The following is an 18,464-nucleotide window of genomic DNA, read 5'->3' on the forward strand; positions in this document are numbered from 1 at the left end:
CTTTTTAAAGGGCAGCAGGTGCGATGTGTTGCAGGGGTATTACTTTGCCAAACCGATGAAGTACGAAGCACTCGAGGTTTTCTTGAGGGGGTAAAAGAATAGGCCTTCTTTGAAGGCAGGCCCCTCGCTGCGCTGCTGCCGCGAACTGTCAGCGAGTCTGCTGGAGTAGTCATACCGATAATTTACGGACCCGCTTTAGACCCGTAATCCGCCGCGGCCAAATTCAGCAAGGAAGCACGAACAACAATGCACAGCTCCTCATTTCTATCCCATTTCAAACCGCCTGGCGTCCTGCTGATCGCGGTCTGATGACGGCCTGCTCCAACTATCAGGACAAGGATTACCAGGGGAACTGGGCGCCGGAGTCGATGACGCCTGATGACCCGTCCAACAACACGCCCGACGCACCCGTTGTGTACTTCGCAACCACGCGATACCGCGCGCTGGGCGTGCCTTTTCACCGTCTGCTGCTGGCCACGCATGTAGATGGCCAGCAACTGCCGGACGCCGGGCGCCGCTCAATCCTCGATGTTTCCGGCAAGTAGACTCTACGGCTGACGCCAGGCAAACACTCCCTGAGCTGGTGATCCATGAACGTGCTGGATACAGGCGGAGCGAAGTGCGGCTTCGGTGCGCAGGATGTCGAGTTCCGCGCGGGGCAGCGCTACGTGGTGGACTTCTCTACTGGCGAAGATCAGCGAGCCGCCGGGACGTGAGGTCTCGACCATTACCATCAATTCCGAAATTCGCGATTTGAACACGCATGAAGTGATCTATCCGCTGCCAACCAATACCGCCGAAAAAACCAGCAACTGAATACTCGCCTGCTAATCAAGTCGAACTTCTGCTTCTTGCACCTTTCAATCCTGATACATGCCGCGTTCGCCAACGCGACCATTCACTGCGCCCCGTGCGGCGCATCAGCGGAGGTATCGATCATGAGTTCGAATCTGCAAGGCAAGAAGGTGCTGTTCATCACCGCCAACACGGGGATCGAGCGCGACGAGCTGCTCAAGCCGATGCAGGCGTTGAAGGATCAGGGCGCCAGCGTCACTCACGCCAGCGTCAAGGGCGGCGAGGCCGAAACCTGGCTGAAGGACAGCAAGAAGGACGTCAGCGTGCAGTCCGACACCCAGCTCAAGGGAGTGGGAGCGGCGGACTACGATCTGCTGGTGATCCCTGGCGGTACGGTGAACGCCGACAACCTGCGTCAGGATGAGGACGCGCAGCGTCTGGTGCAGGAGTTTCGTGACGCCGGCAAGACGGTCGCGGCGATCTGCCATGGCCCCTGGCTGCTGATCGATGCTGGCGTGGTGCCGGGCAAGGTGCTGACGTCGTATGCCAGCGTACGCCTGGATCTGGCCAATGCCGGTGCAAGCTGGGTGGACGCCGAGGTGCAAGTTTGCCCAGGGCAGAACTGGACGCTGATCACCTCGCGCAACCCCGACGATATTCCTGCGTTCAACGAGGCCATCAGCCAGGCGTTGCTGGCGGCCTGAGCCAGCCTGCCGTCAATGATGCTCGATGCGATTTCGCCCGCCGCGCTTGGCGCAGTACAGGGCGATATCGCTGCGCGACAGGGCGGCCTCGACGCTGGCATCGCTGGCATTGAGCGATGAGATGCCGACACTGACAGCGAGGAAGATCGGTTCCCCGGCATGCAGGATCGGCGCCCTGGCCAGTTCGCTCTGGATCCGCGTGGCGAAGTGCATGGCCTTGTCCAGATTCGCGTCGCTGAGCACCACGGCGAACTCTTCGCCACCCAGGCGCCCGGCGGTGTCAGTCTTGCGCAGCTGGCTGCTTAGAATTCCCGAGAAATGGCGCAGCGCCTGGTCGCCGACATCGTGGCCCCAGCGGTCGTTGATGGTCTTGAAGTAGTCCAGGTCGAACATCAGGATCGCCGCACTCTGTTCAGGGTTGCGTTGCAGGCGCGCCAGCTCTGCCTCGAGCTGACACATGAAGTGCCTGCGGTTGGCGAGCTGGGTGAGGAAGTCGGTGGTGGCGAAGGCCTGCAGCTCGGCCTCGATCTGCTTGCGTTCGGTGACGTCAGTCATGAAGCCGTGCCAGATCACGCTGCCGTCTGCTTCGCGGCGCGGGCAGGCTTCACCCTGGCACCAGGCGACTTCACGCCCCGGCACCTGCACGCGAAACTCCAGATACCAGTCCGTCAACTCCTCGGCCGATAGCTGCAGGGAATCGATGAAGGCCATGCGGTCATCCGGGTGAATGATGGCGGTCAGCGCCTCAGCGTCCTGCATCAGTTGCATGGCGCTGAGGCCGCAGATGGCTTGCGCGCCAGCGCTGGCGTAGGTAACGGCGTACTTGCCATCGCTCTGCCTGCGGACCTGGAAGACCATGCCGGGGATTTCATTGGTCAGGTCGGTCATCAGGGTGGCGGTCTGCTGTACCTGCTCGGACAGGCGGCGCATGGCGGTGATGTCGGTGGTGGTGCCGATCATTCGCAGCGGTTTGCCGTGCTTGTCACGCTCGACCACCTTGCCGCGGCTGCACACCAATTTGTATTGGCCGTTGCGGCAACGCAGGCGGTGCTCCACCTCATAGGCATCGGTACGCTGATCCAGGTGTGCCTGGATGGTCGCGCGCACGTAGTCGAGGTCGGCTGGATGTACGCGGGTATAGCTCTCTTCGATGCGATTGCCGACTTCGTGGTCGGCATAGCCGAGCAGCGCCTTCCAACTGCTGGAGTAGTAAATCTCGCCGCTGCTGATGTCGCGGTCCCAGATACCGGTGCCACTACCGGCGATGGCCAGCGCCATGCGTCGTTCACTATCGCGCAGGGCGGCGATCTCATGGCGCTGCAGGGCTTCGTCGGTCTCGCGTGCCAGTAGATCGAGGGCCAGGGCGGCGAAATCCAGCAGAGCTTCGCGCTGTTTGGCGTCGAGTGTATGTGGCCGGTCGAAATGCAGGTACAGCGTGCCGAGCCGGGCGCCTGTTTGCGCCTGCAGTGGCCAGACGAGCGTGGTGGGCGTGGTTTCGCTGATGCCGATGATCTTCGCCACATCGCTCAGGCCAGGGCTGGCCCAGATATGGCGCGCAGAGCCGGCACCGGAAACCAGCACGGCGGCCGAGTCGAAATACCGGCTAAGCAGGCGCACGACCCCGTCGAGTTGCTCATCATTGGCGCTGCTGGGCGCATTGACTGAATACAGGGGCTGCATAGTGATTCTGTTTGGAGAGAAACGCAGAAAGCGCCTGATATTGATACGCGATTGGCGGGCTGGCGTCTAATCGTTCGTGCAGGTCAGGCCAATGCTCATCGGCCGTTGCGCCGATTGCTCAGCCTCAGACGGCCCTAGCCAGAGCCCTTACGGCCCCATAGCTTGATTTCGAACTGGTCGAGCGTAACGTCTTGAATTAGAGATAATTCGTCGATACGTTCCGGCCGACCGGACAACCCGCTGCCGCCTGGAGACGCGCCAGCCCGCGCAGCAAGCCAGCGCCCCCCCCTCACCCCACTTAGAAAATGCAACGCTAGGGTCTGTTGCCGTTTCGCGCACGGCCGCGACGGAGCCAGTTTTGGTGGTAGGCGAAATCCACCAGGGCATTGCAGGCTTCGCTGGCGTAGCCACGGCTCCAGTAAGGCACGCCGATCCAATAGCCCACCTCGGCCTCGCCGCGGCCGTTGTCCTTGAGCGCCATGCTGCCGACCAGCTTGCCGCTGGCCGACTCGGTGATGATGAAGTTGGCCGCCGTGCCACTGGCCCAATCCTGTGCGCAGCGCTCGATCCACTGCTGCGCCAGCTCGGGCGGATAAGGATGGGGAATGCTGCTGGTGACATCGGCAATGCGAAAATCACCAGCCAGACGTTGCACCTCGGCAGCATCCTCCGGCTGCGGTGGGCGCAGCGTCAGGCGTTCGGTTTCGATGCGATGCTCATCCATCCATATCTCCTGCCAAGCAGTAGCGTGGGCCGTGCGCATCGAGGTCTCTTGCGCAGCCCCACCGCACCAGATGCCTCAGGCCGGAGAAGGCCCGATGGGATAGAACTGCCCGGCACTCCACACCCCCAGCCAAGGCTTGCCGTCCACTTCGCGCTCCACCGCCAGCTCCACCAGTTGGTAGAACACGTTGCGATGAATCAGCGCTTCGAGGTTACGCCGCACCAGAATGTAGGGCGAGGGCTCGAGTGTCACAGGGTCGATCTCCACCCGAATTGGGTGCTCGGCGCCGGCCACCACTTCATCCTCGACATTGGTGATAAAGCGCAGCACCTGCGCTTCACCCTCACCTTCCACCTGCAGCGTCACGGCAACGAAGGGCGCGTCGTCTACCTTGATGCCCACCTTCTCCACCGGCGTGATCAGGAAATAATCGTCTCCGTCACGGCGGATGATGGTTGAAAACAACCGCACCATGGGTTTGCGGCCGATGGGCGTGCCCAGGTAATACCAGGTGCCATCGCGGGCGATTCGCATGTCGATATCGCCACAAAAATCGGGATTCCACAGGTGCACGGGAGGTAGGCCCTTGCCTTCACCCTTGGGGATCTGCGCCAGCAGGTCGCCCGCCTTGCCTGGATCGCTCATGGTCTTTCCTCGTCCAGTTCGATTCGAACGGACGAGGATACACCGCAGCCACCTGTCGCGGCTAAAGCCCCTCCCACAAGAGCAGCGCGCCGATTGCCCCTATTCTTAGCGCCCCACACCCAACAGGCTGCGCGCATAGTCATGCAGCGGTGGGCCGATGAGGTCCTGCGGCTGGGCGTCGTAAAACGTCAGGAGTCCGCCACGGCTGCGAATGCGGGCGGTGTCCACCAGATAACGCGTGTTGGTTTCGATCAGCATCAGTTGGATCGATGCCCGGTCAGTGCCGAGGCGATCCACAGCCTCCTGATCCTCCCACTCCTCCAGGGTGCCGATACGGTCATCGCTGTAGGCGAAACGCGCATACAACAGATAATGCGCGCCAGCCCCGCGCGCCTCGGCCATGGCTTCATCCAGGCCTGCCGGCTGACGTGCGCGGCGCACCAGCGGGAAGTATTCGACGAAACCCTTGAACGCCTCCTCGGCCACCACATTGGGCCGCGGATAACCATGGCCTGGTGGCACGAAGTGGCCCTGGGCGATGTAGATGAAGGAGTCCTGCTGCAGGCGCCGCGAGGCCATGCGCTCGGTACGGCCGTGGTCGAGAAACCCGGCATCGCGCAGGTGGTACTCGGCGCCGCTGGCCAGATCGCTGACCTTCATGCACCCGGTCAGGCCCAGCAGCGCCACCAGTAGAAGCAGGTTACGCATGAATCCATCCTCCTCATGCCGGTGACGGAAAACCGGCGGATAAGGGATAGATGCAGGTTCTGCGCCAGCCTCGTCAAAGTCCGCGCTGCCACTCCTGACGTAGATTGGCCTGTTGCGGCCGCTCGATAGCCTCACGCACCTGCGCCAGCAGACGCGCCTTGTCACGCCCCAGATTGCCCTTGAGCACCAGATAGTTGGAAGCGTGATCACTGCGAAACACCGTCTGCTGCAATTCGAGCCCCTGCAGCAGGCGCTCAACCTCACCGAATAGCTGCAGTTGCGTCAGCGGCTGGTAATCGGTGAATTGCTCGCGAAAGCGCGCCTCACCCATGGGGAAACTGACCACCAGAGTGGAGAGGTACTCAGGTTGGGCCTCGTTCATCAGGCGCGCCGAGTTGTCCGCATGCTGATCGCTGAGCACCTGACCACCGAGCCCGTTGAGAATCATCACGGAGCGGGTGATGCCGGCCTGGCCAAGCTTGTCCAGGGCGCTAAGGCTGGACTCGAAGGTTTCACCCTTGTTGACCCGCGCCAGCACCTCGTCATCGCCGGATTCGCAGCCGACATAGGCCATCTTCAACCCGGCATCGGCCAGTTCCTTGAGCTCATCCACCGACTTCTTGCGCAGGTTGCGCGGCAGGCAATAGCTCGAGACCCGACGCACCTCGGGCATGTATTCGCGAATGGCTTGCAGGATGGCCAGCAGGCGCCGAGTCGGCAGCACCAGAGCATCACCGTCGGCGAGGAATACGCGGTTAACAATCAGTTGCTCGCCCGCACGACGAATCTCCTCCAGCACCTGCGCCTCATCACGGGCGCGGAATTTCTTCTGCGGCGCTGTGTACATCTCGCAGAAGGTGCACTGGTTCCAGGAGCAGCCGTTGGTAACCGGCAGAATCAGCGACTGCGCCTCGCTCGGCGGACGAAACACTGGTTCGATGTAGGCGATGGGAAAGGTGGCGGACATGCAGGCAGTCACTCGGTTGGTTGGCGCCCCGGCAGTTTATCCGGGCCTGGCGTGACTGCCGAGCCACTTAGGCCTTGGCCAAAGCTTCTGCACACCTCTCAGTTTGCGCTGAGGCCGGATGGCACGGCGCTCTGTTTCAACCCATCGACGATGATGGACGTGGGCTAAAGCCCACCCTACAGCACTACTCTTCGGGGCCGGGCGGAGCTCAGCTCCAGCCCACCAGCGATGCTAGACCTGGCCAAATCTCCCAGCAAAGCCGCGAAGCTCAGCCGCCGATGATCTTCATCACGGTGACACCGCCGGAGAAGGCCAGGTCCTGCTTGTCGCCGAGGGCCTTGACCAGCAGGCGCTGCAGCGCCGGCAAGGCCTGGTGACGGGGTTTGTCCAGCAGGTCGCCAACGAAGTGGCGGTTGCTCGACGACAGGCAGCCGTGCAACCAGCCGGTAGACGACAGGCGCAGACGCGAGCAGGTACGGCAGAACGGCACGCTTTCGTTGGCAATCACGCCGAAATGACCGGCACCGGGAATGGCGTAACGCATCGCCGTGGCATCCACCGGAGCGCTGGCCTGAACGTACTGGTGACGGCTGCCGATCAGCTCGAGCAGCTCCGGCAGGCCGACGAATTGCTGGTTGAAGGCATTGGGGTCGCGCGCCAGATGGCCCATGCGCATCAGTTCGATGAAGCGCAGCTCGAAACCACGCTCCAGGCAGTACTCGAGCAGTGGCAGGACCTGGTCGAGGTTCTGCCCACGCAGCGGCACCATGTTGACCTTGATCTTCATCCCGGCTTCGCGCGCCGCTTCCATGCCGGCCAGCACCGTGGCCAGGTCGCCGCCGCGGGCGATGCTGCGGAAGGCGTCGGCGTCGAGGGTATCGAGGGAAACATTGAGGCGACGGATGCCGCATTCGATCAGCAGCGGCAGCTTGCGCTCGAGCAACTGGCCGTTGGTGGTGAGGCTGATATCGTCGAGGCCGAGTTGGCTGACCTGGCGCAGGAAAGGCTCCAGGCGCGTGCTGACCAGGGGCTCACCACCGGTAATGCGCAAGCGCTCGATACCAGCGGCTTCGATCAGGTAAGCGACGCCACGCGCCATGGCGTCAGCGGAGAGTTCGTCCTGAGCGGCGACCAGACGCTTGCCGTTCGGCACACAGTAGGTGCAGGCGTAGTTGCAGGCGGCGGTCAGGCTGACGCGAAGGTTGCGGAAGCGTCTGCCCTGGCGGTCGACGATCATTGGGAGCTCCAGTTCGTTAAGAGCCGGAGTATATCGCTATGTCGGCCACAGCACAGTCCCGTGGCCGACATGCCAGGCGTCAGGCGTCGCGCTTGCGCTTGTTACCCATGCGCACGCCGATATCCATGAGGAATTGGAAGAAGCCTTCCTGATCCTCGAGCACATTGCTCCAGAACGGCGAGTGGTACAGCGCCACGGCGCCATGCACCAGGGCCCAGGCGGCGCAATAGTGGAAGTACGGAGGTACGTCTTCCAGCTTGCCTTCGGCGATGCGGCCCTTGATCAGCTGGGTCAGACGCTCGAAGTTGGAAGCACGGATCTTGTGCAACTGCTCGACCATTTCCGGCACTTGATTGCCCTTGACCACCTTCTCTTCGAGGCGATCGAACAGGCGATAGCGTTGCGGATCGCGCATGCGGAATTCGAAGTACGCACGCGACAGCGCTTCCTTGTCACGATCCACATCGGCCGAATGCAGCAGTTCGTTGAGATCGCGCTCGTAGTCGAGCATCAGGCGCAGGTAGATCTCCGCCTTGGACTTGAAGTGCTTGTAGATAGTGCCTTTGCCGATACCGACCGCATCAGCGATCATCTCGACAGTAACGCTGTCTTCTCCTTGTTCGAGGAAGAGTTTCAGCGCGGTATCGAGAATTTCTTGCTCGCGGCGACGGAATTCGCGGACCTTACGGGGTTCTTTCTGCATAAAGGGACTACGGGGTCAAAAATCGAAGCCACTTATTATGCCCAAATGCGGCCAAATTGCACGGATCATCCGACCATGTACGTGTTTCATGATGAGTTCCCTCTGGAAAATGGACTGCGCTATCTGAACCATGCGGCTGTCGCCCCCTGGCCGAAACGCAGTGCTGAAGCGGTTCGACGGTTCTCGGAAGCGAACGTCAGCAGCGGTGCGCGTGACTATCCCGACTGGCTGAAACTTGAGCGTAGCCTACGCGAACGCCTTGTGCGCCTGATGAACGCACCAAGCACCGGTGATATTGCACTGGTCAAGAATACCTCCGAGGCACTCTCGTTCGTGGCCTTCGGCCTGGACTGGCGAGCTGGCGACCAGGTGATCATCAGCGACGAGGAATTCCCTTCCAACCGCATCGTCTGGCTGGCCCTGGCGGCTCAGGGCGTCGAGGTAGTCGAGGTCAATCTCAAGGGTGTTGATCCAGAAGCGGCCTTGCTCGCCGCCTTCACCCCGCGTACACGCCTGTTGTCGATCAGCGCCGTGCAGTTCGCCAGCGGCCTGCGTCTCGATCTGCCGCGCCTAGGCCGCGGCTGCCGCCAGCATGGCGTGCTGTTCTGCATTGATGCCATCCAGCAACTGGGTGCCCTGCCCTTCGACGTTCAAGCCTACGACTGCGACTTCGCCATGGCCGACGGCCACAAGTGGATGCTCGGCCCGGAGGGCCTGGGGGTGTTCTATTGCCGCAGTGCGGTACGCGATCAGCTGAAACTGCACGAGTATGGCTGGCACATGCTCGAACATGCCGGCGACTACACCCGCCAGGACTGGCAGCCAGCCCGCAGTGCACGGCGCTTCGAATGCGGCAGCCCGAATATGCTGGGGGCCTTCGCTCTGGAGGCGAGCCTGTCGTTGCTCGAGGAAGTGGGCATGGAGCGGGTCGGCGTGCTGGTGGGAAAACGGGTTCAGCGCCTGAACGATGGTATTCGCGAATTGCCTGGTGCAGTGATCCATAGCCCGCTCGACCCTGCGCGTCGTGCCGGTATTCTCAGTTTCAGCCTGGCGGGCTGGGACAATCCGGCGCTATATCAGCGCTTGCGCGAGGAGCAGGTGATCTGCGTGCAACGCGGCCCAGGAGTGCGTTTATCGCCGCATTTCTACACCAGCGAGCAGGTGATCGAGGAAACGCTGAGCCTGCTAACCCAGCTGGCAAAAGGGTGAGGACTCACCAGCGCCCGTGGTATTCCAAATCCGTTTAAAAAACTCAGGCTTTGGCCTGGACGCTCGCGAATCATGGCCAATACTGGAACGTACTGGTGTGCGGCATCTCCCCCCAAGTGCCCCGCCAGCCAAGGTACCGTGGACCGCGTACCTTGATTTACTCCTAATGGTCTTGACCCGGATTCATCCCCCAGAGTCCGGGTTTTTTTTGCTCAGCGGATCGCCGTTCCCGTAGGGTGGGTTAGCCGCCTGTCACGATCTGACTGCTGAGCTGGATCTGGGTGCGGCGTAACCCACCATAGCTGCAACGCCTCACGTCGCCTGGTGCGCGCCGCGCCACCTACGGGCTGTTATGCGTCAGCCACACCAGCCAACGGGAACAGACGCTTGAAGTTGCTCGAGGTCTGCTCAGCCAGCACCTCGTAGCTAACCCCACGCAGCACCGCCAGGTACTCGGCCACTTCACGTACGTATTGCGGCAGGTTGGGCTTGCCGCGATGCGGCACGGGCGCCAGGTAAGGCGAGTCGGTTTCCACCAGCAGACGGTCAGCCGGCACCTGGCGCGCCACATCGCGCAGCGCCTCGGCATTGCGGAAGGTGACGATGCCGGACAGGGAAATATAAAAACCGATGTCCAGCGCGGCCCTGGCCATCTCCCAGTCTTCGGTGAAGCAATGCAGCACGCCAGCCTGTGGCAGCGCCGCTTCGCGCAACAACGCCAGGGTGTCGGCGCGGGCCTCGCGGGTATGTACGATTACCGGCTTACCCGTGATGCGCGCCGCCTCCAGGTGCAGACGGAAAGAGGCCTGCTGCAACGCAGCGGATTCCGGCTCGTAGTGGTAATCCAGACCGGTCTCACCAATGGCCACCACCTTCGGGTGCGCCAGCTCACCGAGTAGCCAATCCAGCGCCGGCTCGGCGCCCGGTTCCAGATCCAGTGGATGCACGCCCACCGAGCAATCGACATCGCCGTAACGCTCGGCCAGGCCCTTGACCGTGGCGGCGTTGTCGGCGCTGACGCCGATGCACAGGAAGTGCCCCACACCAGCGGCGCGCGCCGCATCCAGGGCAGCATCCAGCGAGCCGCCATGGGCAGCGAGGTCGAGACGATCAAGGTGGCAATGGGAGTCGATCAGCACAGCGGGAAAACTCGGGCAAAGGGAAAGCCCGAATTGTAATCGAAAGCAGCAGTTGGCTGGACGCTCTGAGGGCAGAGGCATCGACCGCGAGGGAAAGCTGGCTCGCGGCCGACGAATTACATGGTGTGCGTCGGGCGGTCGGACTTCAGCGCACCAGCGAGGTAGGTTTCAATCTTGTTGCGCGCAGTGTTATCACCATCGTTGAACTGAACGCCGACACCGGCAGCACGGTTGCCCTGCGCGCCCTTCGGGGTGATCCACACCACCTTGCCGGCAACCGGAATCTTCTCCGGCTCATCCATCAGATTGAGCAGCATGAACACTTCGTCACCGAGCTTGTAGCTCTTGTTGGTGGGAATGAAGAGGCCGCCATTCTTGATGAAGGGCATGTAGGCCGCGTACAGCACGGACTTGTCCTTGATGGTCAGGGACAGAATTCCGTTACGGGGACCCAGATTGGGTGGCAGGCTCATCAGCACATTCCTGGCGTTTATTGCTTAATGGCTGATTCTAGGGCCTGTTCATGCTCCGGCGCAAACCACTGGGTGGCACCCAGCCAGCAGAATGTGACGCCCTGCCGAATCCTGCTCCGACGCGACTCAGCCGCGATCCTGCGCCGGCAGTGCCGCCCATTGCACAAGCAACGCTTCGAGAAGCAGAACACGATTGAGGTTGGCTTTGCCCATCACTTTCTGCCTTTGCGCGAGCAACCATTCCTGAATCGCCAATACCTTGGCCTGCGCGCTCTTGTCCGCGAGGTATTGCACCACCTTGCGCATATCGGCCTGGCCGAGACCGTCCTCGTCCTTGGTCAGCTGGTAGCGCAGCATCAGCTGCGCCCAGTCGCAGAACCAGTCAAACAGCAGATTCAGCGGCAGTGAGTTCCAGCTTTCGGCCAGTTGGCTCGGCGAGATCTGCTGCTTGAGCAGTTTTTTCACCCCCACCACGGCCTGGGCACGCTGTTCGCGCACGCCCTGAGCCTGCAGGCGCACGGCAGCCAGCGGCGAACCCGCCGCGAGCGTGAGCAGGTCGACACGCTCATCGTCACCCAGTTCGGGCAGTGCCTGGGCCAGCCAAGCCAGGCTCATCGCCTGACTCGGCAGCGGGCAGGCCTGCTGCACGCAGCGACTCTTGATGGTCGGCAACAAGCGGCTGGGCTGGTGGCTGATAAGCAGCAGCACGGTATTGCCGGACGGCTCTTCCAGGCTTTTCAGCAGCGCATTGGCGGCATTGAGGTTCATCGCCTCGGCGGGCTCCAGCAGCACCACCTTGCGCCCACCCAGCTGCGCGGTCTGCACCACGAAATCGACCAGCTCACGCACCTGATCGACCTTGATCGGCTTGTCCGCCTCTTCGGGCTCCAGCACGTAGTTGTCCGGGTGCGTACCGGCAGCCAACAGATGACAGGATTTACAGTTGCCACAGGCATCCAGCCCATTCGGGTTCTGGCATAGCAGGCGCGCCATCAGGCGCTCGGCCAGCGCACGCTTGCCGATGCCGGCCGGACCATGCAGCAGGTAGGCATGGGCGTGCTGGCTACGCCCGGCGAGTTGCTGCCAGAGCGCTTGTTGCCAGGGATAGACATCAGCCACGGCAAGCCTCCAGCAGGCTCGGCAGCAAGGCATCGATATCGGCCTGCACCTGAGCCAGGGTCTGCCCGGCATCCAGCACGCGATATCGTTGTGGCGCCTGCTCGGCGCGCTGCAGATAGGCCTGGCGTACCGCTTCGAAGAAGCCACGGCCTTCCTGCTCGAAGCGATCCAGACGCCCGCGTGCCGCCGCGCGTGCCAGACCAACCTCGACCGGCAGATCGAAAATCAGCGTCAGATCTGGACGCAGCTCACCCTGGACGAACTGCTCCAGTTGCGCGATGCGCTCGATGGAAAGACCCCGGCCGCCACCTTGGTATGCGTAGGTGGCATCGGTGAAACGGTCGCATAGCACCACGCTGCCTTTGGCCAGAGCCGGACGAATCACCTGCTGCAAATGCTGGGCACGGGCAGCGAATACCAACAGCAATTCGGTATCGGCCGCCATCGGCTCATCGCTGGGATCGAGCAGCAATTCGCGGATGCGCTCGGCCAGCGGTGTACCGCCGGGTTCACGGGTCAACAACACGTCAATGCCGCGCTCGCGCAGGCGCTCGGCCAGGTACTCGCGGTTGGTGCTTTTGCCGGCGCCTTCCGGGCCTTCCAGGGTAATAAACAGACCGGTCACGGATTGCCCTTATTCAGTTTCGGCCGCCGCGCGCGGCGCGGGGCTGGAGCGGTAGTCGGCGCGACGCTTGAGCTGGTATTCGCGCACAGCGCGATTGTGCTCGTCCAGGGTGTTGGAGAACACATGGCTGCCGTCACCTCGCGCGACGAAATACAAGGTGGTGCCATCGAGCGGGTTGAGCGCAGCATGGATGGCCTCACGTCCGACCATGGCGATCGGCGTCGGCGGCATGCCGTCGATGGTGTAAGTGTTGTAGGGCGTCGGTGTACGCAGATCAGCACGAGTGATGCGGCCGTTATAGCGCTCGCCCATGCCATAGATAACCGTTGGGTCGGTCTGCAGACGCATGCCCATGCGCAGACGCCGGACGAACACACCAGCGATCTCGCCGCGCTCCTCGGGCACGCCGGTTTCCTTCTCGATCATCGAGGCCATGATCAGTGCATCGTAGGGCTCGCGATAGGGCAAGCCCTCGGCGCGCTTTTGCCATTCTTCGGCAAGCACAGCCTCAAGACGTGCGTTAGCCTGCTTGAGCAGGTCTTCGTCGCTCATACCACGAACAAAGCGATAGGTATCGGGGAAGAAACGCCCCTCCGGATTCTGTCCGGCCAGGCCCAGGCGCTCCATCAACTGCGCATCGCTGAAATCGGCCAGACGCTGCTCCAGGCGTTCCTGGCGCGCCAGAGCGGCACGCACCTGACGGAAGTTCCAACCCTCGACCAGAGTGAGGCTGTACTGCACCACCTCACCGCGCTGCCATAGCCCGAGCATATCCCGCGCGGTTTGTTGTGGCAGTAAACGATATTCACCGCTGTGCATGGCAGGCGCATTCAGATTGAAGCGCCAGTAAAGGCGCAGCCAGAAGGCATTGTCGATGACACCTTCTGCTTCCAGACGATTGAGCAGGCCGCTCGGCGTAGCGCCGGACGGCACCTCCAGAAGCATTTCTTCAGCCAGATGCAGAGGCTGCTCCAGCGCTCTTTGCTGCTGCCAGGCAGCACCAACTACCAGTAGAGCAGCCAACAACACGCCGCATTCAAGCAGCACCAGGATCTTGCGTAGCACCAGTTAGTTACTCAGTAGGTCGCAGACGATGGCCTGCAGTTTACGGGTGAGCGGCCCGACCGACCAGTGTCGCTCTTGCAGCGCCCGAACAGGCCAGATGCCGTAAAGGCTGTTGCAGAGAAAGACTTCATCGGCATCCAGCAGTTCGTCGTAAGAAACATCGCGTAACTCGACAGACAGCCCGAGCAACTGCGCTTGCTGCAGGATCTCCGCACGCATCACGCCGGCTACACCACAGCGCGACAAATCAGCCGTCACCAGCCCGCCGCCGACGACGAGGAACAGGTTGCTGTACACGCCCTCGATGACTCGGCCACTGCTGTCGCGCATCAGGCCTTCGGCGCACTCGGCATCCTGCCATTCGGCGCGCGCCAAAACCTGTTCCAGGCGGTTGAGGTGCTTGAGCCCGGCCAGCAGTGGTTGCTCAGCCAGGCGCGTCTCGCAGGGAAACAGACGCACGCCCTGCTCGGCATGCGCAGCGGGATACTGCGGCAGCGGCGCCGCCTGCAGGATGCGCAGCGGCTGACAGGGTTGCGGCGGCGCGTAGCCACGCTGGCCCTCACCGCGGCTGACGATGAGTTTGGCGACGCCCTCACCCAGCAGCCCGGCGAACGCCTGTAGCTCGTGCTCAATGAGAACCAGATCGAGGGGAATGGACAGGCGCCGACAACCATCGGCCAGGCGCGCCATATGCCGCGCCAGCAGCGGGATGCGCCCGCCGCGCACGGCGATGGTCTCGAACAGACCATCGCCATAAGCCAGGCCACGGTCGCGAACCGACAACTGCTCGCCGGGCGCACCGTTGACCCAGCTCAGCATCAGCCGTGGTACCGACGGAACAGCAGTGAGCCGTTGGTGCCGCCGAAGCCGAAGGAGTTCGACAGGGCGATTTCGATCGGCATGGCCTTGGCCTGATGCGGCACAAAGTCCAGGTCGCAGCCTTCGTCCGGCTCGTCGAGGTTGATGGTCGGCGGCGCCACCTGATCGCGCAGCGCCAGCACGCTGAAGATCGCCTCCACCGCACCTGCCGCACCGAGCAGGTGGCCGGTCATGGATTTGGTCGAGCTGACCGACAACTGGTAGGCGTGATCACCGAACACGCTCTTGACTGCCGCAGCTTCGGCAATATCGCCAGCCGGGGTCGAAGTGCCGTGGGCGTTGATGTACTGCACCTGGTCGGCATTGACACCGGCATCGCGCAGGGCGGCGGCCATGCAGCGCGCCGCGCCGGCACCGTCCTCGGGCGGCGAGGTCATGTGGAATGCATCGCCACTCATACCGAAGCCGATCAGCTCGGCATAGATGGTGGCACCACGCGCCTTGGCGTGTTCCAACTCCTCCAGCACCAGGGCGCCGGAACCGTCGGACAGCACGAAACCGTCACGGCCCTTGTCCCATGGACGGCTGGCCTTGGTCGGCTCGTCGTTACGCGTCGACAGCGCACGCGCGGCACCGAAGCCGCCCATGCCCAGGCCGCAGGCTGCCATCTCGGCGCCGCCGGCGACCATCACATCGGCTTCGCCATAGGCGATGTTGCGCGCGGCCATACCAATGCAGTGCGTGCCGGTAGTGCACGCCGTGGCGATGGCGTAGTTCGGCCCCTGCAGACCCAGGTGGATCGACAGGAAGCCGGAAATCATGTTGATGATCGAGCCCGGCACGAAGAACGGCGAAATACGCCGCGGTCCCTGCTCGTGCAGCGATTTGCAGTTGTTCTCGATATTGGTCAGGCCGCCGATGCCGGAGCCCATGGCCACACCGATACGCTCACGGTTGGCGTCGGTGATATCCAGCCCGGAATCACGCACGGCCTGGAAGCAGGCAGCGAGACCGTACTGGATGAACAGGTCGAGCTTGCGCGCCTCCTTGGCGGAGAGATATTCCTCGACATTGAAGCCCTTGAGCGACCCGCCAAAACGGGTGGAGTAGGCCGACAGGTCCATATGCTCGATCAGACCGATGCCACTGCGCCCGGCCAAAATGCCCTGCCAGCTGCTCGGCACATCGTTACCCAGTGGCGACAGCATGCCCATACCGGTAACCACGACGCGTCTACGCGACACAGCAATCTCCTCTTGTTCTACTCAGGCGCCACATGCGCCCTGCACGTAACGGACACGCCGCGAGAACCCCGAATGATGGAAGCCTTCGCGGCATGTCCGCCTCCCTCTTCCGGCGCTACGCGCCACCTTCTCCCAGCGGGAGAAGGTCATCAGAAGTCGTCGCTGCGCGACTTCCACGCTAAAGAAAAGCCGCACGCCTGATTAGGGCAGTGCGGCTTTTCTCGATCAGAAAGCTGACGGTGACTTATTGCGCGTGGGCAGTCACGTAGTCGATAGCTTCTTGAACGGTGGTGATTTTCTCAGCTTGCTCGTCCGGGATCTCGGTCTCGAATTCTTCCTCGAGAGCCATCACCAGCTCAACGGTGTCAAGAGAGTCGGCACCCAGGTCTTCAACGAAGGAAGCGCTGTTGGTTACTTCCTCTTCCTTGACGCCAAGTTGCTCAGCAACGATTTTCTTGACGCGTTCTTCGATGGTGCTCATACCTTGTTTTCACTCCTATTGGACAAATCCAGGCAGCTGGTAGCGGCCAAGTGTATAGAAAGGGTTTTTAGCATTTCAAGCTGAATGCCGGGGAGCCCCCAGGAACACTTCAACGATCTGTCTATAAACCTGTTGCAGCTTTATAACGGATTTTAGACAGCCACTATGACAGTTTTCTGATGGCTCGCGTCACATTCGAGAGCCTCCGGGCATTCGGAGGCGCCCTTTTTAACTCATGTACATACCGCCGTTCACCGGGATAGTAGCCCCTGTGACATAACCTGCGCCATCGGAAGCCAGGAAACCGACTACCTTGGCGATCTCTTCGGCCTGCCCCAAACGGCCCAGCGGAATCTGCGTCAGCAGCGCGTCGCGCTGGCCTTCCGGCAGCTCACGGGTCATGTCGGTGTCGATGAAACCTGGGGCCACCGAGTTGACCGTGATACCGCGCGAGCCGACTTCACGCGCCAGGGCGCGGCTGAAACCTTCCAGACCAGCCTTGGCTGCAGCGTAGTTGACCTGACCGGCATTGCCCATCGCACCGACCACGGAGCCGATGTTGATGATGCGGCCGAAACGTGCCTTGGTCATGCCACGCAGCACGGCCTTGGACAGACGGTAGAGGCTGTTCAGGTTGGTGTTGATGACGTCATGCCACTCGTCGTCCTTCATGCGCAGCATCAGATTGTCACGGGTGATACCGGCGTTATTGACCAGGATCAACGGCTGACCAAGATGTTGCTGGATATGTTCGAGGGTGGTGGCAACCGATTCGTCGTTGCTCACGTCGAGCACCAGACCGGCGCCTTCGACGCCATTGGCCTTCAGGGTTTCGGCGATACGCTCAGCACCCGAGGCACTGGTCGCGGTGCCGATGACGATGGCGCCCTGACGACCCAGTTCCAGAGCGATTGCCTGACCGATACCACGGCTGGCGCCGGTGACCAGTGCGACTTTACCTTGCAGACTCATGTTCGTTCTCCTTGCTCAAGCCAGGGCTGCGCGAGCGGCAGCAAAAGCATCCGGGGTATCCAGGTTGTGAGTATTGATGCCTTTGACGCAGCGCTTGTTCAGGCCGCTCAGCACCTTGCCAGGGCCGCATTCGATCAGATCGGTCACGCCCTGTTCGGACAGACGCACCATCGACTCGACCCAGCGTACCGGGCTGTACAGCTGCGCCAGCAGATCAGCCTTGAGGGTGGCCAGATCGGATACCACGGCGGCACTGACGTTCTGCACCAGCGGGATTTGTGGTGCCTGCCAGCTCAGCGCCTCGACCGACTCGGCGAAACGCTCGGCGGCCGGCTTCATCAGCGCGCAATGCGACGGTACGCTGACCGGCAGCGCCATGGCGCGCTTGGCGCCACGGGCCTTGCAGGCCTCGATGGCACGCTCGACGGCAGCGGCGCTACCGGCGATCACCACCTGGCCGGGGGCGTTGAAATTCACCGCACTGACCACATCACCCTGCGCCGCTTCGGCGCAGGCGGCCAGCACGTCGGCATCTTCCAGACCGAGGATGGCGGCCATGCCGCCCTGCCCGGCCGGAACAGCCTGCTGCATCAATTGACCACGACGCTCCACCAGCTTCACGGCATCGACAAAGGCGATGCTGCCAGCTGCGACCAGCGCGGAGTATTCACCCAGGCTGTGACCAGCAACGAAAGCCGGCTTGGCACCACCCTCGGCCTGCCACAGACGCCACAGGGCGATGGAAGCAGTGAGAATGGCCGGCTGGGTCTTGTCGGTCTGGTTCAGTTGCTCTTCCGGGCCTTGCTGGGTCAGTGCCCAGAGGTCGTAGCCGAGCGCTTCGGAAGCTTCGCCGAAAGTATCGAGCACCAGCTGCTGCCGGGCACCGTGGTCGGCAAGCATGGTCAGGGCTTGCGAGCCTTGACCGGGGAAGACGAATGCGAGGGATGCAGACATGAATAAGTCCCTTGAGTCGAAAAACCAACGCCAGGCGAGCCTGGCGCAGCAAACTGACAGTTGGATGACAGGCTGCGCGCAGCGGTCACATTCCGCCGCACGCCACGCCCTGAAGGGCGCCTCTAAAAACGTAGGCGAGGCAGCCAGCGCAAGGCAAAAACAGGCGAAAAAGCGCAGTTTACGCGCTGTAAATGAGCATTT

The 18,464-nt window shown here is 62.2% G+C and carries 22 protein-coding genes; 5 read left to right on the plus strand and 17 right to left on the minus strand.

Annotated features, from left to right (window positions below):
- The first annotated feature begins 308 nt into the window (after positions 1 to 308).
- The 3 genes from N5J71_RS21010 to N5J71_RS21020 all read left to right on the plus strand — a co-directional run bounded on the left by N5J71_RS21010 (position 309) and on the right by N5J71_RS21020 (position 1,499).
- On the plus strand, positions 309 to 545 hold the full coding sequence (locus N5J71_RS21010) for a hypothetical protein (RefSeq protein WP_279917586.1): 237 nt from the start codon (positions 309 to 311) through the stop codon (positions 543 to 545).
- Positions 546 to 639: 94 nt separating this feature from the next.
- Complete coding sequence (locus tag N5J71_RS21015; protein WP_279917587.1) at positions 640 to 816, plus strand: hypothetical protein; 177 nt, start codon at positions 640 to 642, stop codon at positions 814 to 816.
- 122 nt (positions 817 to 938) lie between these two features.
- Positions 939 to 1,499, plus strand: coding sequence for a type 1 glutamine amidotransferase domain-containing protein (locus tag N5J71_RS21020; RefSeq protein ID WP_021488605.1), 561 nt, complete (start codon positions 939 to 941; stop codon positions 1,497 to 1,499).
- Between the two features lie 12 nt (positions 1,500 to 1,511).
- Here N5J71_RS21020 and N5J71_RS21025 read toward each other — a convergent pair whose 3' ends face one another.
- From N5J71_RS21025 to N5J71_RS21055, 7 genes are all read right to left on the minus strand, one after another.
- Positions 1,512 to 3,179, minus strand: a complete 1,668-nt coding sequence (locus N5J71_RS21025; protein ID WP_279917588.1) for a diguanylate cyclase — start codon at positions 3,177 to 3,179, stop codon at positions 1,512 to 1,514.
- A gap of 313 nt (positions 3,180 to 3,492) precedes the next feature.
- A complete protein-coding gene (locus N5J71_RS21030) occupies positions 3,493 to 3,903 on the minus strand; it encodes a GNAT family N-acetyltransferase (RefSeq protein ID WP_279871464.1) in 411 nt (136 codons plus the stop codon).
- A 75-nt stretch (positions 3,904 to 3,978) separates the two neighbouring features.
- A complete protein-coding gene (locus N5J71_RS21035; protein ID WP_003461924.1) occupies positions 3,979 to 4,548 on the minus strand; it encodes a DUF1285 domain-containing protein in 570 nt (189 codons plus the stop codon).
- A 105-nt stretch (positions 4,549 to 4,653) separates the two neighbouring features.
- Positions 4,654 to 5,256 (minus strand): DUF4823 domain-containing protein, encoded by a 603-nt coding sequence (locus tag N5J71_RS21040; RefSeq protein WP_084341703.1) that lies wholly within the window; start codon positions 5,254 to 5,256, stop codon positions 4,654 to 4,656.
- Positions 5,257 to 5,329: 73 nt separating this feature from the next.
- A complete protein-coding gene (locus N5J71_RS21045; RefSeq protein ID WP_003461928.1) occupies positions 5,330 to 6,223 on the minus strand; it encodes a radical SAM protein in 894 nt (297 codons plus the stop codon).
- A 268-nt stretch (positions 6,224 to 6,491) separates the two neighbouring features.
- Positions 6,492 to 7,460, minus strand: coding sequence for a GTP 3',8-cyclase MoaA (locus N5J71_RS21050; RefSeq protein ID WP_003461930.1), 969 nt, complete (start codon positions 7,458 to 7,460; stop codon positions 6,492 to 6,494).
- Between the two features lie 79 nt (positions 7,461 to 7,539).
- Positions 7,540 to 8,163 (minus strand): TetR/AcrR family transcriptional regulator, encoded by a 624-nt coding sequence (locus N5J71_RS21055; RefSeq protein WP_003461933.1) that lies wholly within the window; start codon positions 8,161 to 8,163, stop codon positions 7,540 to 7,542.
- Between the two features lie 75 nt (positions 8,164 to 8,238).
- Here N5J71_RS21055 and N5J71_RS21060 point away from each other — a divergent pair, with 75 nt between their 5' ends.
- Positions 8,239 to 9,372 carry an aminotransferase class V-fold PLP-dependent enzyme gene (locus tag N5J71_RS21060; protein WP_279917589.1) on the plus strand — a complete coding sequence of 378 codons (1,134 nt, stop codon included), beginning with the start codon at positions 8,239 to 8,241 and terminating at the stop codon, positions 9,370 to 9,372.
- 350 nt (positions 9,373 to 9,722) lie between these two features.
- On the opposite strand, the gene N5J71_RS21065 is transcribed toward N5J71_RS21060, so the two are convergent.
- The 10 genes from N5J71_RS21065 to fabD all read right to left on the minus strand — a co-directional run bounded on the left by N5J71_RS21065 (position 9,723) and on the right by fabD (position 18,263).
- The gene (locus N5J71_RS21065) at positions 9,723 to 10,511 is read right to left on the minus strand and encodes a TatD family hydrolase (protein ID WP_278620894.1); all 789 of its coding nucleotides are present in this window, start codon (positions 10,509 to 10,511) and stop codon (positions 9,723 to 9,725) included.
- Positions 10,512 to 10,627: 116 nt separating this feature from the next.
- A complete protein-coding gene (locus tag N5J71_RS21070) occupies positions 10,628 to 10,984 on the minus strand; it encodes a PilZ domain-containing protein (protein ID WP_003245164.1) in 357 nt (118 codons plus the stop codon).
- 126 nt (positions 10,985 to 11,110) lie between these two features.
- Positions 11,111 to 12,103, minus strand: coding sequence for a DNA polymerase III subunit delta' (locus tag N5J71_RS21075; RefSeq protein ID WP_278620895.1), 993 nt, complete (start codon positions 12,101 to 12,103; stop codon positions 11,111 to 11,113).
- The gene (gene tmk / locus N5J71_RS21080) at positions 12,096 to 12,728 is read right to left on the minus strand and encodes a dTMP kinase (RefSeq protein ID WP_279917590.1); all 633 of its coding nucleotides are present in this window, start codon (positions 12,726 to 12,728) and stop codon (positions 12,096 to 12,098) included. The genes N5J71_RS21075 and tmk overlap by 8 nt, the downstream gene beginning before the upstream one ends.
- 9 nt (positions 12,729 to 12,737) lie before the next feature.
- On the minus strand, positions 12,738 to 13,793 hold the full coding sequence (gene mltG, locus N5J71_RS21085; protein WP_279533597.1) for an endolytic transglycosylase MltG: 1,056 nt from the start codon (positions 13,791 to 13,793) through the stop codon (positions 12,738 to 12,740).
- A 3-nt stretch (positions 13,794 to 13,796) separates the two neighbouring features.
- Positions 13,797 to 14,612 carry an aminodeoxychorismate lyase gene (pabC, locus tag N5J71_RS21090; RefSeq protein WP_125874285.1) on the minus strand — a complete coding sequence of 272 codons (816 nt, stop codon included), beginning with the start codon at positions 14,610 to 14,612 and terminating at the stop codon, positions 13,797 to 13,799.
- Positions 14,612 to 15,856, minus strand: coding sequence for a beta-ketoacyl-ACP synthase II (fabF, locus tag N5J71_RS21095; protein WP_279917591.1), 1,245 nt, complete (start codon positions 15,854 to 15,856; stop codon positions 14,612 to 14,614). Before fabF ends, pabC begins: the two co-directional genes overlap by 1 nt.
- Before the next feature lie 244 nt (positions 15,857 to 16,100).
- A complete protein-coding gene (gene acpP / locus N5J71_RS21100) occupies positions 16,101 to 16,337 on the minus strand; it encodes an acyl carrier protein (protein ID WP_003245177.1) in 237 nt (78 codons plus the stop codon).
- A 228-nt stretch (positions 16,338 to 16,565) separates the two neighbouring features.
- The gene (gene fabG / locus N5J71_RS21105) at positions 16,566 to 17,309 is read right to left on the minus strand and encodes a 3-oxoacyl-ACP reductase FabG (protein ID WP_003245179.1); all 744 of its coding nucleotides are present in this window, start codon (positions 17,307 to 17,309) and stop codon (positions 16,566 to 16,568) included.
- Positions 17,310 to 17,324: 15 nt separating this feature from the next.
- Positions 17,325 to 18,263: an ACP S-malonyltransferase gene (gene fabD / locus N5J71_RS21110; protein ID WP_279917592.1), complete on the minus strand. Its 939-nt coding sequence runs from the start codon at positions 18,261 to 18,263 to the stop codon at positions 17,325 to 17,327.
- Here fabD and N5J71_RS21115 point away from each other — a divergent pair.
- Positions 18,262 to 18,464, plus strand: a 203-nt coding sequence (locus N5J71_RS21115) for a hypothetical protein (RefSeq protein ID WP_279917593.1), incomplete at its 3' end; no start/stop codon positions are given. The two genes, fabD and N5J71_RS21115, sit on opposite strands and share 2 nt — an antisense overlap.

This window comes from Ectopseudomonas oleovorans (assembly GCF_029845265.1).
GTDB lineage: Bacteria > Pseudomonadota > Gammaproteobacteria > Pseudomonadales > Pseudomonadaceae > Aquipseudomonas > Aquipseudomonas oleovorans.